The organism is Pseudomonas sp. JR33AA, assembly GCF_021378985.1.
GTDB classification, from domain to species: Bacteria; Pseudomonadota; Gammaproteobacteria; order Pseudomonadales; family Pseudomonadaceae; genus Aquipseudomonas; species Aquipseudomonas alloputida.
On sequence record NZ_JAJSAW010000014.1, the window covers coordinates 89,418 to 103,222 of the forward strand.

Here is a 13,805-nt window from a genome sequence, read left to right on the forward strand (position 1 = left end):
CGAACGCCTCCACCCAAGCTCAAGGAACGATTGCATGAAGCTGGAAACGCTTGCCATCCATGCGGGCTTCAGCCCGGACCCGACCACCAAGGCGGTGGCTGTACCGATCTACCAGACCACCTCCTTCGCCTTCGACGACACCCAGCACGGCGCCGACCTGTTTGACCTGAAGGTTGCCGGCAACATCTACTCACGCATCATGAACCCCACCAACGACGTGCTCGAGCAGCGCATGGCCGCCCTGGAAGGCGGGGTTGGCGCGCTGGCCGTAGCCTCGGGCATGGCGGCTATCACCTACGCCATCCAGACCGTCGCCGAAGCCGGCGACAATATCGTCTCGGTGGCCAAGCTGTACGGCGGCACCTACAACCTGCTGGCGCACACCCTGCCACGCATGGGTATCAACACCCGCTTCGCGGCCCATGACGATATCGCCGCCCTCGAAGCGCTGATCGACGCGCGAACCAAAGCGGTATTCTGCGAGTCCATCGGCAACCCCGCCGGCAATATCGTTGATATCGCTGCGCTGGCCGAGGCCGCCCACCGCCACGGGGTGCCGCTGATCGTCGACAACACCGTGGCCACCCCGGTGCTGTGCCGGCCGTTCGAGCACGGCGCCGACATCGTCGTGCACTCGCTGACCAAGTACATCGGCGGTCACGGCACCAGCATCGGCGGCATCGTCATCGACTCCGGCAAATTCCCCTGGGCCGAAAACAAGGAACGCTTCGCCCTGCTCAACACCCCCGACCCGTCCTACCACGGCGTCACCTACACCGAAGCCTTCGGCCCTGCCGCCTTCATCGGCCGCTGCCGTGTGGTGCCCTTGCGCAATACCGGCGCCGCGCTGTCGCCGTTCAACGCCTTCCTGATCCTGCAAGGCCTGGAAACCCTGGCCCTGCGCATGGAGCGCCATACCGAGAACGCGCTAAAGGTCGCCCATTACCTGCAAGCCCACGAGCAAGTGGCCTGGGTGAAGTTCGCCGGGCTGCCCGACCACCCCGAACATGAACTGGCCCAGCGCTACACTGGCGGCAAGCCGGCGTCGATCCTGTCGTTCGGCATCAAGGGGGGCCAGGCGGCTGGCGCGCGCTTCATCGACGCGTTGCAGTTGGTGGTACGCCTGGTGAACATCGGCGACGCCAAGTCACTGGCCTGCCACCCCGCTTCCACTACCCATCGTCAGCTCAACGACGAGGAACTGGAGAAGGCCGGCGTGCCACGGGACATGGTGCGCCTGTCCATCGGCATCGAACACAGTGACGACATCATCGCCGACCTGGCCCAGGCCTTGGAGGCCAGCCGCGGCTGATTCCTCCGCGCCCTACCCAATGTCGAAGGCGGGCGCACCTTCATCAAGCCTGGATGCACCCGCAATGACCCTGTTTTACCTGAAACTCACCGTCACACCCCTGCTGATGTGGGCCATTTCCCTCGCCTCGCGGCGCTGGGGCGGCCTGCTCGGCGGATTGCTGTCCGGCCTGCCGATCACCTCGGCGCTGGTGATGACCTTCCTGTGCCTTGAACAGGGCACGGCCTTTGCACTGGGCGCACTGCCCGGCGCACTGGGCGGCCTGGCGGCGGTGCAGGCCACCTACACCGTCTACCTGCTGGCCACGCGCACACTCGGCATCGCCGTGGCCGTACTGTTGGCGTTGCTGTTCTATGGCCTGGCCGCCTATGCCTTTACCCACTGGGGCAGCCTGTACCTGTCGATTGCAGTGGCGTTGGTGCTGATCGGCGTGCTGATCCGCGCCAGCGGCCGCGAGCCCAAACCCGATACCTTGGCCCGCCCCCGGCACCGGTACTGGGAAATCCCGTTGCGCATGGTGTCTGCCACTTCCCTGCTGATGATCACCACCAGCCTGGCCAGCTGGCTGGGCCCTGCGACCAGCGGGATGCTGGCGCCGATTCCGGTGATTGCCTGGCCGCTGGTGGTGTTTGCCCATGTGCAGGGCGGGCGAGCCGGGATGGCGGCAATGGTGCGGGGGAATGCAATCGGCGCGGTGGGGGTGATTGCCTTCTATCTGGTGTTGGCGGGGCTGCTGGAAACATGGGGCGTTGGCGTTACCATCGGCCTGGCCATGCTGGGCGCGGTGATGCTGACCATTGGGCTGGCCGCTGTATTGCGGCGGCGTTGATAGGCCGTTGGGCTGCTGCGCAGCCCATTGCAGGCATCCCAGGCCCTGCGGGGACCGAGCGCACTGCTCGCACCTGTGGCCTTAGTCGAACGCCCCGTTCAACACCTCATAGATGATCCCGGTCGCCACGGCGACCAGAATCAGGTCTGCGCCTGCCTGCATCCACTCATACCCGTCATAGCGAGGCAGCTGCCCCAACAGACGGCCATCCAGTTTCTTGGCGATACCCGGTGGCAGGGGCTTGCCGCGGGCCAGGTTCTTCTGAATGCCTGGAGGCAATGCCGGGCCCGGGCTCCAGTAGTTGCGGTGGCCACCGAGGATGCCCAGGACATCGCCACGGTCGATGGACGGGCCGCCGTGCCAGTCATTGCCGCCAGCGCTCTGCTTGTGGCCGCCCGAATTGCCCTGGCCCTGGGCGTGCTGAGCCTGGCCCTTGCCGTGCCCTTGGTCTTGGCCATGGCCTTTGCCGTTACCCGGGTCGGCGAGCACCGGGCCAGAAGCCAAAGCCACAGCCAATGAGGTGACAACGGCTGTCATGATGGTTGATCTGGCCATGTGAGCATCCTTTGCGCGAGAGGTTGCCCACACTATAGACGATGCGCATGGCCGCTTCACTTGCCGCAGCCGCGGCAGGGATGGCTGACAAGGCAGGCACGCTTCGGCCACAATCGGTCGCCTGGTCCACGTTTGGGAAGTACTGCATGCTCACTACCCTCGCCATCGGCAACTACCGCTCGATCAACCACCTGATACTGCCGCTGGGCCAACTCAACCTGGTGACCGGTGCCAACGGCAGCGGCAAGTCCAACCTTTACAAGGCGCTGCGCCTGCTGGCCGAAACGGCACAGGGCGGTGTGGTCGAAGCCCTCGCCCGTGAAGGCGGGCTGGATTCGACCTGGTGGGCCGGCCCAGAAACCAGCGCACGAATGCGGCGTGGCGAAGTGCCCATCCAAGGCCAGCATCCGAGCGAAGCCAGGCGCCTGCGCCTGGGCTTTGCCACCGAGGACCTCGGGTTTGCCATCACACTCGGCCTGCCCATTCCCCTGCCGTATCCGACCGCGTTCATGCTCGACCCCGAAATAAAGTGTGAAGCCATCTGGGGCGCTGGCGCCTATCGGCCCTCTTCCTTGCTGGTCGAGCGCAAGAACGCCCTGGTGCGGGCCCGCGAGGGCAACAGCTGGGCAGTGCTCGATCAGCATGCTGACAGCGGCGAGAGCTTCTTCAACATCGTCGGCCGGCCCCGCCAGGCACCGGAAATCGGTGACCTGCGCGCATTCATCAATAGCTGGCGGTTTTACGATCACTTCCGGATTGACCGTGATGCGCCTTGCCGTCAACCCCAACTGGGCACTCGCTCGCCGGTGCTGCATCACGACGGACGCAACCTGGCCTCGGCGTTGCAGACCATTATCGAAATTGGCGATGTGGAGGATCTGGTGGACGCGCTGGATGACGCGTTTCCCGGCAGCCGTCTGGAGATCAATGCGCCACCTGGCGGGCTGTTCAGTGTAAGGCTGCACCAGCACGGTCTTTTGCGCCCGCTCGAGGGTGCTGAATTGTCGGATGGCACCCTGCGTTATCTTCTGTTGATGGCTGCCCTGCTCACACCACGGCCGCCATCGCTGATGGTATTGAACGAACCGGAAACCAGTCTGCACGCGGACCTGCTCCCGGCCTTGGCACGGCTGATCATTCGTGCATCACGCCGTAGCCAGGTTTGGGTGGTATCGCACAGTGCGCCATTAATCAACGCGCTGGCAGCCTGTGACGGGTGCAATGTGCTAGAGCTGGAAAAAGTACAAGGGCAAACCCAGCTGCGAGGGGTTGGGTTGCTGGATGAGCCGCTGTGGCGCTGGGCTGACTGAGCTCAAGCATGACGGTACGAGCCCCGATCTCGTCAATGACTCGCCCGGAGATGTAACAACACCGGGCAATCCCCACCGAGCTTTCTTTAACCCTACCGCCCTCTCTGCCGCACCTCGCCGCCTTGCTACTAAGTATTTCCATCAACAACACGTTTGTTACTGGGAGCACTTGTATTCGATCAGCAAGGAGTCACTGGATGTCCGCTCGCTTTTCCTCCCCCGCCACCCGTATTCGCCAAACCGCGCTAGCGGTCAGCTTCGCGGGCTCGCTGCTGGGCACTGCACATGCCTGGGCCGAGCCTGTGGGTTACAGCATCCCGGCAGGGTCATTGGCTCACGCACTCGACCAGTTTGCCGACGCCAGCGGGGCAGTTATCAGTTTCAGCCATGAAGAAGTCGCAGGCTTGCACAGCAAAGGCCTGCAGGGCAATTACGCGCTGCATCAGGCGTTGGCGGAACTGCTGCAAGGCAGTGGCTTGCAGGTGCAGGCAGCGGGCGACAAGCGCTTCATGCTGGTGAGCGCTGAACAGGATGGCGCCATGGAGCTTGCCGCAACCACCGTCTCCAGCATGGCCCTGGGTGCCACCACCGAAGGCACCGGCAGCTACACCACCGGCTCGGTCAATACCGCCACCGGGCTGCGGCTGTCAGCACGCGAGACACCGCAATCGGTCAGCGTGGTCACCCGCCAGCAGATTGAAGACCAGAACCTGAACGATGTTGCCCAGGTGCTTGAACAGACACCAGGCGTGGTCGTTGACAGCATGGGGCCCGCCGGAAGCGACGCCAACCATATCTACGTACGCGGCTTCGAGGTCGGCAGCATCCAGGTGGACGGCATCAACCGCCCCGATACCTTTGGCTTCAGGGACGACCTCTCCGACATGGTGTCCTATGACCGGGTAGAGGTAGTGCGCGGTGCCACGGGCCTGATGTCCGGCACTGGCGACCCGGGCGCCACCGTCAACCTGATCCGCAAGAAGCCGACCCTGGAAACACAACGCAAGCTGACATTGAAAGCAGGCTCGTGGGACAACTACCGCACCGAACTGGACGTTTCCGGCAAGTTGACGCAAAGCGGCAATGTCCGCGGGCGCATTGTCGCCTCCAATACCGACAGCCAGAGCTACGTCGACCGGCAATCGCTGGAGCGGCAGGTGGCCTATGGGGTGCTGGAGTGGGATATCACCGACAGCACGATGCTGACAGCCGGTGCGGAATATCAGGAAATGGACAACGACGGGGCAGGCAATCACGGCTTCCCGATGTTCAATTCAGATGGCAGTCACTTCAGCCCCTCCCGCACGTTCAATTCAGCTTCGGACTGGAGCTATCACAAGCGTCGCACCAAGACGGTATTCACTACGCTGGAGCATCAACTGGACAACGGCTGGCAGTTGAAACTGAATGCCGAACACAGCCGTCGCAGCTATGACGACGCCTTTGCCACCGCTGCCAGCGGCACCGTCAAGCCCGATGGCAGTGGCATCAGCACCTGGACGGGGCGTTGGGCCGGCGAGCCCCGGCAGACCTCGTTCGACCTGTCGGCGTCGGGCCCGTTCGCGCTGTTGTCCCGCGAGCACCAGGCCTATCTCGGGGCCAGTCACTACCGCGCCTACTACCGCAACAACGGTTACCCGCTGTGGGCGATCCAGACCATCGACAACATCTACACCTGGGACGGCTCGCTGGCGATACCGGACGCCATCCATGCCAAGTCCACGGAAGACGCGCTGGATGAAACCCAGGACGGCCTGGTGGCTTCGGTACGCTGGAGCCTGGCCGATGACCTGTCGCTGATTACCGGGGCACGGCTGATCGACTGGAAACGCGACGAAACCTCTACCACTCTGTCGTCCGGCGCGACAAGCCGCACCTCGCGTAGCGAAACCGGGGTCGTCACGCCCTACCTTGGCCTGGTGTATGACCTCAACGAGCACTGGTCGGCCTATGCCAGTTACACCACCATTTTCAAACCGCAGAGCAACAAGGATATCAACGGGACCTACCTGGACCCTTTGGAAGGCGTGAACTACGAGCTCGGTCTGAAGAGTGAGTTCTGGGACCAGCGCCTGACCACGGCTTTCAGCGTATTCGAAGTGCACCAGGACAACCTGGCGGTAGCCGACGCAAGCAACCTGGCGCCAGACGGCAATCAGGCCTACCGTGCCGAGTCGGGTACCAAGACGCGTGGTTTCGAGATGGAAATGGCGGGCGAGATTTTGCCTGATTGGCAGGTCTCGGCCAGCTACACCTATGCGGTCAGCAAGGATTCGGAGGGCGACCGACTGAACACTGAAATACCGCGAGACACCTTGAAACTCTTCACCAGCTACCGCCTGCCGACGCTGCCACAGTTGAAGGTAGGGGGTGGTGTTCGCTGGCAGGGTACCGAGTATTACAAGAGTGCCGGGCCCAACAACGAAACGTTCACCCAAGCCCCCTACAGCGTGGTCGACCTGATGGCTCAATATGCCTTCACGCCGCAGACCAGCGTTTCACTGAACCTCAACAACGTGTTTGACAAGACCTACTACACAGCGATTGGCGCACGCGGCTGGTATGGCAGCCCACGCAGCGCCACGGCCACGTTGGTGTACGCGTTCTGACCCGCGAGGGCGACGCCTGATAGCCCCTGAGTTCGCAGATCAGAACACCGACCATCCGATCCGCGAACTGAGCAGCTCAAGCGCCGCCATCCCGGCCAGGGAGTTGCCCGCAGCGTTCAACTCTGGCGACCACACGCATACGGTAAATTGCCCCGGCACGATCGCCACGATCCCGCCCCCCACACCACTCTTGCCAGGCAACCCCACCCTGAAGGCGAAATTCCCCGCCTCGTCATACAGCCCGCTGGTGGCCATGATCGAGTTCACTTGTTGGGTTTGGCGCCGCGTCAGAATCTGCTCACCGCTGTGCTTGCAGAACCCGTCACTGGCCAGGAAGCAGAATGCCCGCGCCAGGTCCAGGCAGTTCATTTGCAGTGCGCAGTAACTGAAGTAACTGCGCAGCACCGTCTCGACCTCGTTATGGAAGTTGCCAAATGACTGCATCAGGTACGCCATGGCGGCGTTGCGCGCGCGAAACTGATATTCCGAATCAGCGACCCGGGTATTGATCGAGATGTGGGGGTTGCCTGAAAGCCGCCGGACAAAGTCGCGCATCGACAATGTGGGGGCAGCGAAGCGCGACTGATTGATATCGCAGATCACCAATGCGCCCGCATTGATGAACGGGTTACGCGGCCGCCCGCGCTCGAACTCCAACTGCACCAACGAGTTGAACGGCTGCCCCGAAGGCTCATGCCCCAGCCGCTCCCAAATGGCTTCCCCCGAATGGCCAATGGCCTGAACCAGGCTGAACACCTTGGAAATGCTCTGCACCGAGAATGGCACCCGCGCGTCGCCTGCGCAGTAATAACTGCCATCGTTGCCATAGACAGCAATGCCCAGCTGGTTCGCCGGCACGTCAGCCAGCGCGGGAATGTAGTCAGCGACTTTGCCCTTGCCGATCAAGGGACGTACTTCTTCAAGAATCTCGTTCAACAGCGTTTGCATGGAAGGCCCTGTATCAATCCCCAGACGACGGCGAGGGGCAGTCTTCTTGACGAAGACTGAGCGGGAGAGATCACACATTCAGAAACAAATCACTGTCAGCGTCATCATCGCCAGGATCGCGCGCATTACGGCCTTGAAGGCCGCTTTAGAAAGCTGCGAGGGCCAGCCACGCGCCGCACCGATGTTGTGGGAATTTCCTGAACGATCCGGCCATCGTGGATCGGGTTTCAAAAATCAATGAATACGGCGAGTGCACTGAGCAGCAAACAGAGGCTCGCAACAGCCGTTAAATGCACGCGCATCGGCAGATACCACCCAGGCACCGCTTGCGCCAGTTTGCGATCCTGCCAAAGATGGCCGATAAAACCGAAGGTCAACACCAGACACCCCAATGGCACAGGCAGCAACGTGCTAACCCAACCGATCAGGGCCGGTATAACGCTCCACACCAGTCGCTCTTGACGCTGCTTTGCGGGCAAACCCTGCAACGTCATGGCGAACCCCCAGTGCAGGGCACCGACGAAGCTCAATATCACCGCGCCATAGCCCACCAGCATCATCGAGAAAAACGCCCGATACTCAGCCCAAACAAGGATGAGCAGCGTCAAACCAATAAACGGCAGCAGACCGCCGTAACCCAGGGCAGTGAAGCGGCTTGGAGATAAAGCAGTAGAAACGGAACTCATCTGGGCGCCCCTTTGCGACGGTTCAGGACCGGATGTCAATGGTGTCGTCCGATGAGGTTCAGGAACTCGTGCCGCGTCGAAGGGGCATCGCGAAACTCACCTAACATCACGGATGAAATCATCACCGAGTTTTGCTTCTCTACGCCGCGCATCATCATGCACATATGCTTGGCTTCAATGACGACCCCCACCCCCGCGGCATCCGTGACTTCCTGCACGGCATACGCAATTTGCCGTGTGAGGTTTTCCTGTATCTGTAAACGACGGGCGAACATGTCCACCACGCGCGCAACCTTGGAAAGCCCTAACACGCGCCCTGTTGGCAGGTACGCGACATGAGCCTTGCCAATAAACGGCAGCATGTGGTGTTCGCACAATGAGTAGAGCTCAATGTCACGCACCACAATCATTTCATCGTTTTCACTCTCGAACAGAGCACCGTTCACGACCTCGTGAAGATCCTGGGCATACCCGTTGCACAAGTACTGCATCGCTTTGGCCGCACGCTGGGGTGTCTCGAGGAGCCCTTCGCGCTGCGGGTTTTCACCAATACCGACGAGGATTTCATGATAGTGCTCGGCTAACGAATGTGACATTTGGACTCCTCACCGCTACAGCGGTGCCCGCCATCGGGGTGTGGTAGCCAGGCCAAGTGTGGCCTCAAACGACAGAACAGTCTGTAAACAACCGAAAACAGAGGACGTAACGGACGCCAGGCCAGTGGAGCGACCCACAGGCCCACATCGGCAGCACGCCAACTCCACAAGGTGGCATCCAAGCCTGTAACCCAGTGCCCGCTCGCGAACCTTCCATGCAGGCATGACCTCAGTTGCTCAAGCGTCAAGCTCAACGCCCCTGCATCGAAATCATCAGCACTGATGTCAACCAGGATGAGCTTTCCCCCGGTCGATTGTCTGCGCAGGAAGGCGATCTCCCGAGCGCACAACGGGCAGGCGCCATCAAAGTACAGCGTGAAGGGCCACTCGCAATACATGTACAACCTCTCATACTTGTACAGGTTTTTGTATAAGTTAGCCGAAACCAGGAAATTCGCAATGGGCAGTTGCAAGTGGCCGGCTTACTGGGCGAGCCGCTTTGGCGATGGGGGCTGGGAGGTGTGATTCAGGTTGCCGGTGAGATCGAGCGCCGCCAACCCTCCCATGGCGGGCACCTTCCACTCAAGGCCGCATGAGCGGCTCGATCCCGATCCATTTCTTCACGGGGTGATAGCAGAGCTTCAGCGGCGGAATCTGCACCTTGCGGCCCTGCACATCCAGGGCTCCCAGATGGATCGTCCACTTGGCGTCTGCCTCGAACTTGTCCGTCTGAAAGACCACATAAGCCGAGCCATAGCGCTTGTTGTTGGTCATCCTGGGAATCATCCGGTGCACTTCATCGCTGTTGATGTCGTAGGGCGATGCCCGGGCGGTCTTTTCATCCACCAACGGAAAGTCGTAGGTCTTGTTGATGCCCAAGTACACCTCGGGCCGCGCATTCAGGCGCGAGCCGTCTTCAAAGGTGATATAAGCCTGACGGCTGTCGTACAGCACTGGTATCGGCGGCACGCCACGCTTGGAATCGGTCGACGGGCGTAGGCGGTCTTTGTTGTAGGCGATCATTTGCACAAAGAATTCCTGCCGCGGGTATTTTTCGCCCGGGTACTGCACGTACAGGCCTTGCTCATAGCGCTTTTCGCCCCATAGGGCGGCGTGGTCGTAGAGGTAGGTTTCCAGGTAGAGGGTGGTTTCACCCTGCGGGCCTGGCACTTTGAACTGGAACTCGGACTCGCAAAGGTCCGCGTAGGCGGCGCGTTCGCGTTTCCAGGGGATGCAGGCGGTCAACGAGGCTGCTGCCAGCAGCAGCATGAGAGAGAGTGTGCGTTGCAGGTTATTCATGACCGGCCCTGGTCCAGATGCGAGTGAATCAGTTTCGAGGGCTGGGTCGCGGAAGTCCATACTGCCCGTTTGCCATTATGGCGATACACGCAGCCCCCTTGCTGGATGATCACGTTATGGGGACCTTTCTTTCACCCAATTTTCACAGTGGCTTGGGCAGGATGAAGCTATCCCTACGTGATAGTACTTAGCCCGCCTCGGCGGGCTTTCTTTTGCCCGCATGTTTCCTGTCGACGTTTTGAGGAACGGGAGCGGGTCGAAAAATCAGAAATTACCCCTTCCTTGTAGGCCATTTCCCAAAGATACTCCTCACGCCTGATTTTCGTTGCACATGGAAATAGTCAGCCCTAGTCTCGGCCTGTCGCTGCCAATTCAGCGACCGGTTTTGACAGACCGCTGACGTTGTCCTCATGTGCTCGCTTTCATGGCGGCTGTACGTGCGGGCACCCTGTGGTGCGCCGAGTGCCAACGTCTCGGTCTGTCAACCCGCGTACAGCTGCCACCATGGTGACCACATCATGCACCGGTACCTGGCGCCGCTCGCCGCGTGCTGCGGCTTGCGCCAATGGCGTGTTCAGGGAGTCGTCGGTATTGAGATAACCCAGGTGAAGCACCGTCACCGCTACAGATCGGTGTCCGGGGCAAGGGCCAAGTCTGCCGGCTGTTTGCGTGATACGCCGATCAGCGTGTCCCCTGGCTTGCCGAGCCCTTCGAGCAAAGCCCGGCCCAACCCTCTACTGGCGCCTACGATCATCGTCTTCATCTGTTGCTCCTTTTAGCTGAATTCTCCAAGCGTCCCTGGGGCGTTCAACTCCACCGGACATTGAGTACGATGAAGTGCAGCAGGATCCAGACCATCAGCACCAGATGGGTCAATTGCAACCCTTCCTGGCGGATCCAGTAACCGAACCATATCCCGCCCAGCAGCATCGCGAGCAGGAACCCAAGCGCTGCACTCAAGGCCAGGTTCAGCCAGGGCCGCGCCACCTCCAGGCCAGCGCCAAACAGCAGTTCATAGCAGCCGACCCAAGCCGTGAGAACGGCGGCGGCCTGTATCAGCACGATGATCGACAAGGCCAAGCGATGGAGGGCGTGAGAGGTCAACGCTCTCACCAGCAGAGGGATGCTGATGCCGGGAGATTGGGCCAGCGGCGCCATCGACATGGTCTCCCCGACCGCCCCGGCTGAGCTGGCAAAGGCATGCAGGTTGTTGATCAAGCTGATGCTCAGCCACAGGCTCAAGCCAATGCAGCAGGTGATCTGGAAAATCAGCAGTGAAGTTGGAGTGTCCATTCCTGGTCCTTTGTGAGTTCATTTCCGAAAGCAGCGAGAGCGTCCGGACGCCACTCTAAAACCTTGACTTAACTCGAGGTCAATACCGGTTTTCCTGTTGCAAACACGCCTTGATCATGCCCAGGGTGAAGTTGCGGTCACGGTTATTCACGGTTTTGAATGTGCTGCGTCGATGGCGATGGTGGACTGCCAGTACCGCTCAGCGGACTATGCTTGTTTGCTCAGGTAGGAGGGCGGCGCATGTGTGGAAGGTTGAGCCAGTACCGCGGCATTCACGACTTCGTTGAAACCCTCAGCCTGCCAGAGGTGTGGCGGAACAACGTCGGTGACCAGCAACTTCACCAGTACAACGTTGCACCAACAGCGCCGGTAGCAGTGCTGAGAATGGATGACGCAGGCCCGCGAGCGGACCTGGTGAGGTGGGGGTGGCGGCCACATTGGGCGACTGACCGAGCCGTGCCGATCAACGCCAGGGTCGAAAAGGTGGCGCATGGGCCGTTCTTCCGGACGATCTGGCCGCACCGGGCCATAACGCCGGTCGACGGCTGGTATGAATGGGTCGATGAAGGCGGCCCCAGGAAGCAGCCGTACTACATTCGACGCCGAGATGGGCGCCCTGCCCTTTGCGCCAGTATTGGCCAGTTCGCCGGCGGTGAGCATGATGGGTTCGTCATCATTACTGCCGATGCCCAAGGCGGGATGGTGGATGTTCATGACCGCAGGCCAGTGGTTTTGACCCCAGACCTTGCGCGCGAGTGGATTGAGACCGGGACGCCAGGCGAACAGGCCGAGCAGATGGCTCTCAACCTGGGCGAGCCGGCCGAGGCCTTCGAGTGGTATCGAGTGAGCACTGCCGTTGGCAATGTGCGCAATCAAGGCGCCGAGCTGATTCAACCGATTCAGTGAAAGGGCGGCAGATCCTTTCCCCGCGCCTTGCGATGATGCGAAGCCGGCAATCGGACATTCCTGGAACAGCGATTCAACGCTTGAGTTCGCTTCCCTTGCTTTAAGAGCCCGACCGGTGCAACAAAGTGTGATCCGGTTCTTCAGCGCAAGTACTGCTGGAGCGCCAGCGCATTACCCATTGCCGCACCAGAAGCGGTGTTGTCGAAGATGCACCAGGTTGCTGCACCTGCGGCATGACTGCGCTGTAGTCGCTCAGCCAACTGCTGCAGGAACTGTTGCGAATACTCGCTGTGGTAGATCTGCGGCTCGCCGTGCAGGCGCCAGTAGGCCAATCCAGGCCAGCCAGCGGGTTGCGCATCGGCAGCGAAACGTGAAGGGCTCGCCGCAACCTGAGCGATACGCAAGTCGATCAGCATCGACTGCGCAGCTTGCCAACTGGCATGCCTGGGCTCGACCGCCACCGACCCGGCATGGCGTTGGCGCAGGGCTTCAAAGAACTGCCAATCGCGGCGGGCATCGTGGGCCAGCGAGGGCGGAAGCTGCACGAGCAGACAGCCCAGGCGGTCACCCAATTGCAGGCATTGGCCAAGAAACGCATCAAGCGCAACCTCACAGCGTTCCAGGCGCAATTCATGAGTAATGATCCTGGGCAGCTTGACCGCGAAGCGAAAATGCTCCGGTACCGAGCAAGCCCAACGGGCATACGTCGCAGGTAGGTGCGGCCGGTAGAACGAGCTGTTGATCTCCACGGCACCCAGCCATGCGGCATAGCGCTGCAAATGGCTGCCCGGCTGCAAGAACTGATCGGCGTACTGGCGGGACAAGCTCCAGCCCGCGCATCCCAAATGGATCATCAAGACACTCCATAACACGCCGTTGCTGCAATGGAGTCGCCAGGGCCGGTCGTCGTTCAATTGGCGCATCGAATTGAACAGCCACCCCAGGAGCGCGACCTAAGCAGGATAACCACCGTGGAGGTCCACAACATGACTGACCCTAACCATCCCGACCCTTACGTCGACGAAGTGCCCCATAACCCGGGCGAGCCGGTGCCCCCCCCTGAGCCAGAGCAAGAGGCGCCGCAATGGCCTGATGGGCAGGTCCCACCGGAGGAACAGTCCGACGGTTGAACCGCGGCGATTGCTCGCCGGCGTGGCGCAACGCAGGCCCCTCGGGCCGGCCATGTATCCGAGCTTACCTCGTACCGCCACGTTCCCGGCGGCGGTGGCGAACAAATCGTCATGGCCAACGCCCAACACGATCAGCAGCGCCATACATAGGAGCGGGGTTACCCGCGAATGCGGTCGCGGCGGCAACGGTGAATGGCCAGGGATATTGGCCAGCAGGGCCGGCCCTTTCGCGGGTGAACCCGCTCCTACGACGGCCTGTGTCCACCACCGATGTGTGTCTACCGCGTGGTAGGGGCGGGTTTACCCGCGAATACGGCAGCAGCGGCAACAGT

Annotated in this window: 14 protein-coding genes and 1 pseudogene; 6 read left to right on the top strand and 9 right to left on the bottom strand. The window is 61.2% G+C overall.

Going from position 1 to position 13,805, the window contains the following annotated elements; translation table 11 throughout:
- Positions 1-34: 34 nt before the first annotated feature.
- Complete coding sequence (locus LVS58_RS20090) at positions 35-1,312, top strand: bifunctional O-acetylhomoserine aminocarboxypropyltransferase/cysteine synthase (protein ID WP_233692507.1); 1,278 nt, start codon at positions 35-37, stop codon at positions 1,310-1,312.
- 64 nt (positions 1,313-1,376) lie between these two features.
- The gene (locus LVS58_RS20095; RefSeq protein WP_233692508.1) at positions 1,377-2,141 is read left to right on the top strand and encodes a hypothetical protein; all 765 of its coding nucleotides are present in this window, start codon (positions 1,377-1,379) and stop codon (positions 2,139-2,141) included.
- Positions 2,142-2,222: 81 nt separating this feature from the next.
- Here LVS58_RS20095 and LVS58_RS20100 read toward each other — a convergent pair whose 3' ends face one another.
- Entirely contained in the window at positions 2,223-2,696 is a 474-nt protein-coding gene (locus LVS58_RS20100) for an anti-virulence regulator CigR family protein (protein ID WP_233692509.1), read from the bottom strand.
- A 146-nt stretch (positions 2,697-2,842) separates the two neighbouring features.
- Between LVS58_RS20100 and LVS58_RS20105 the strand changes: the two genes are divergently transcribed.
- Both LVS58_RS20105 and LVS58_RS20110 read left to right on the top strand, forming a co-directional pair.
- On the top strand, positions 2,843-4,006 hold the full coding sequence (locus tag LVS58_RS20105) for an AAA family ATPase (protein ID WP_233692510.1): 1,164 nt from the start codon (positions 2,843-2,845) through the stop codon (positions 4,004-4,006).
- 197 nt (positions 4,007-4,203) lie between these two features.
- Positions 4,204-6,615 carry a TonB-dependent siderophore receptor gene (locus LVS58_RS20110; RefSeq protein WP_233692511.1) on the top strand — a complete coding sequence of 804 codons (2,412 nt, stop codon included), beginning with the start codon at positions 4,204-4,206 and terminating at the stop codon, positions 6,613-6,615.
- A 39-nt stretch (positions 6,616-6,654) separates the two neighbouring features.
- On the opposite strand, the gene glsB is transcribed toward LVS58_RS20110, so the two are convergent.
- The 7 genes and pseudogenes from glsB to LVS58_RS20145 form a co-directional block, all read right to left on the bottom strand.
- Positions 6,655-7,563, bottom strand: a complete 909-nt coding sequence (glsB, locus tag LVS58_RS20115) for a glutaminase B (protein ID WP_233692512.1) — start codon at positions 7,561-7,563, stop codon at positions 6,655-6,657.
- A 227-nt stretch (positions 7,564-7,790) separates the two neighbouring features.
- On the bottom strand, positions 7,791-8,249 hold the full coding sequence (locus tag LVS58_RS20120; protein ID WP_233692513.1) for a DUF3429 domain-containing protein: 459 nt from the start codon (positions 8,247-8,249) through the stop codon (positions 7,791-7,793).
- Between the two features lie 35 nt (positions 8,250-8,284).
- A complete protein-coding gene (gene folE / locus LVS58_RS20125) occupies positions 8,285-8,845 on the bottom strand; it encodes a GTP cyclohydrolase I FolE (protein WP_233692514.1) in 561 nt (186 codons plus the stop codon).
- Positions 8,830-9,243, bottom strand: a complete 414-nt coding sequence (locus LVS58_RS20130; RefSeq protein WP_233692521.1) for a thiol-disulfide oxidoreductase DCC family protein — start codon at positions 9,241-9,243, stop codon at positions 8,830-8,832. Before LVS58_RS20130 ends, folE begins: the two co-directional genes overlap by 16 nt.
- A gap of 184 nt (positions 9,244-9,427) precedes the next feature.
- Positions 9,428-10,144 carry a hypothetical protein gene (locus LVS58_RS20135; RefSeq protein ID WP_233692515.1) on the bottom strand — a complete coding sequence of 239 codons (717 nt, stop codon included), beginning with the start codon at positions 10,142-10,144 and terminating at the stop codon, positions 9,428-9,430.
- A gap of 649 nt (positions 10,145-10,793) precedes the next feature.
- Positions 10,794-10,907 (bottom strand): annotated as a pseudogene (locus tag LVS58_RS25370) (SDR family NAD(P)-dependent oxidoreductase); the annotation flags it as partial.
- Between the two features lie 44 nt (positions 10,908-10,951).
- Positions 10,952-11,437, bottom strand: coding sequence for a DUF2165 domain-containing protein (locus LVS58_RS20145; RefSeq protein WP_233692516.1), 486 nt, complete (start codon positions 11,435-11,437; stop codon positions 10,952-10,954).
- Positions 11,438-11,677: 240 nt separating this feature from the next.
- Between LVS58_RS20145 and LVS58_RS20150 the strand changes: the two genes are divergently transcribed.
- The gene (locus tag LVS58_RS20150; RefSeq protein ID WP_233692517.1) at positions 11,678-12,343 is read left to right on the top strand and encodes an SOS response-associated peptidase; all 666 of its coding nucleotides are present in this window, start codon (positions 11,678-11,680) and stop codon (positions 12,341-12,343) included.
- A gap of 140 nt (positions 12,344-12,483) precedes the next feature.
- On the opposite strand, the gene LVS58_RS20155 is transcribed toward LVS58_RS20150, so the two are convergent.
- Complete coding sequence (locus tag LVS58_RS20155) at positions 12,484-13,197, bottom strand: DUF72 domain-containing protein (protein ID WP_233692518.1); 714 nt, start codon at positions 13,195-13,197, stop codon at positions 12,484-12,486.
- 132 nt (positions 13,198-13,329) lie between these two features.
- On the opposite strand from LVS58_RS20155, the gene LVS58_RS20160 reads away from it, so the two are divergent.
- Entirely contained in the window at positions 13,330-13,473 is a 144-nt protein-coding gene (locus LVS58_RS20160) for a hypothetical protein (RefSeq protein ID WP_233692519.1), read from the top strand.
- Positions 13,474-13,805 lie beyond the last annotated feature (332 nt).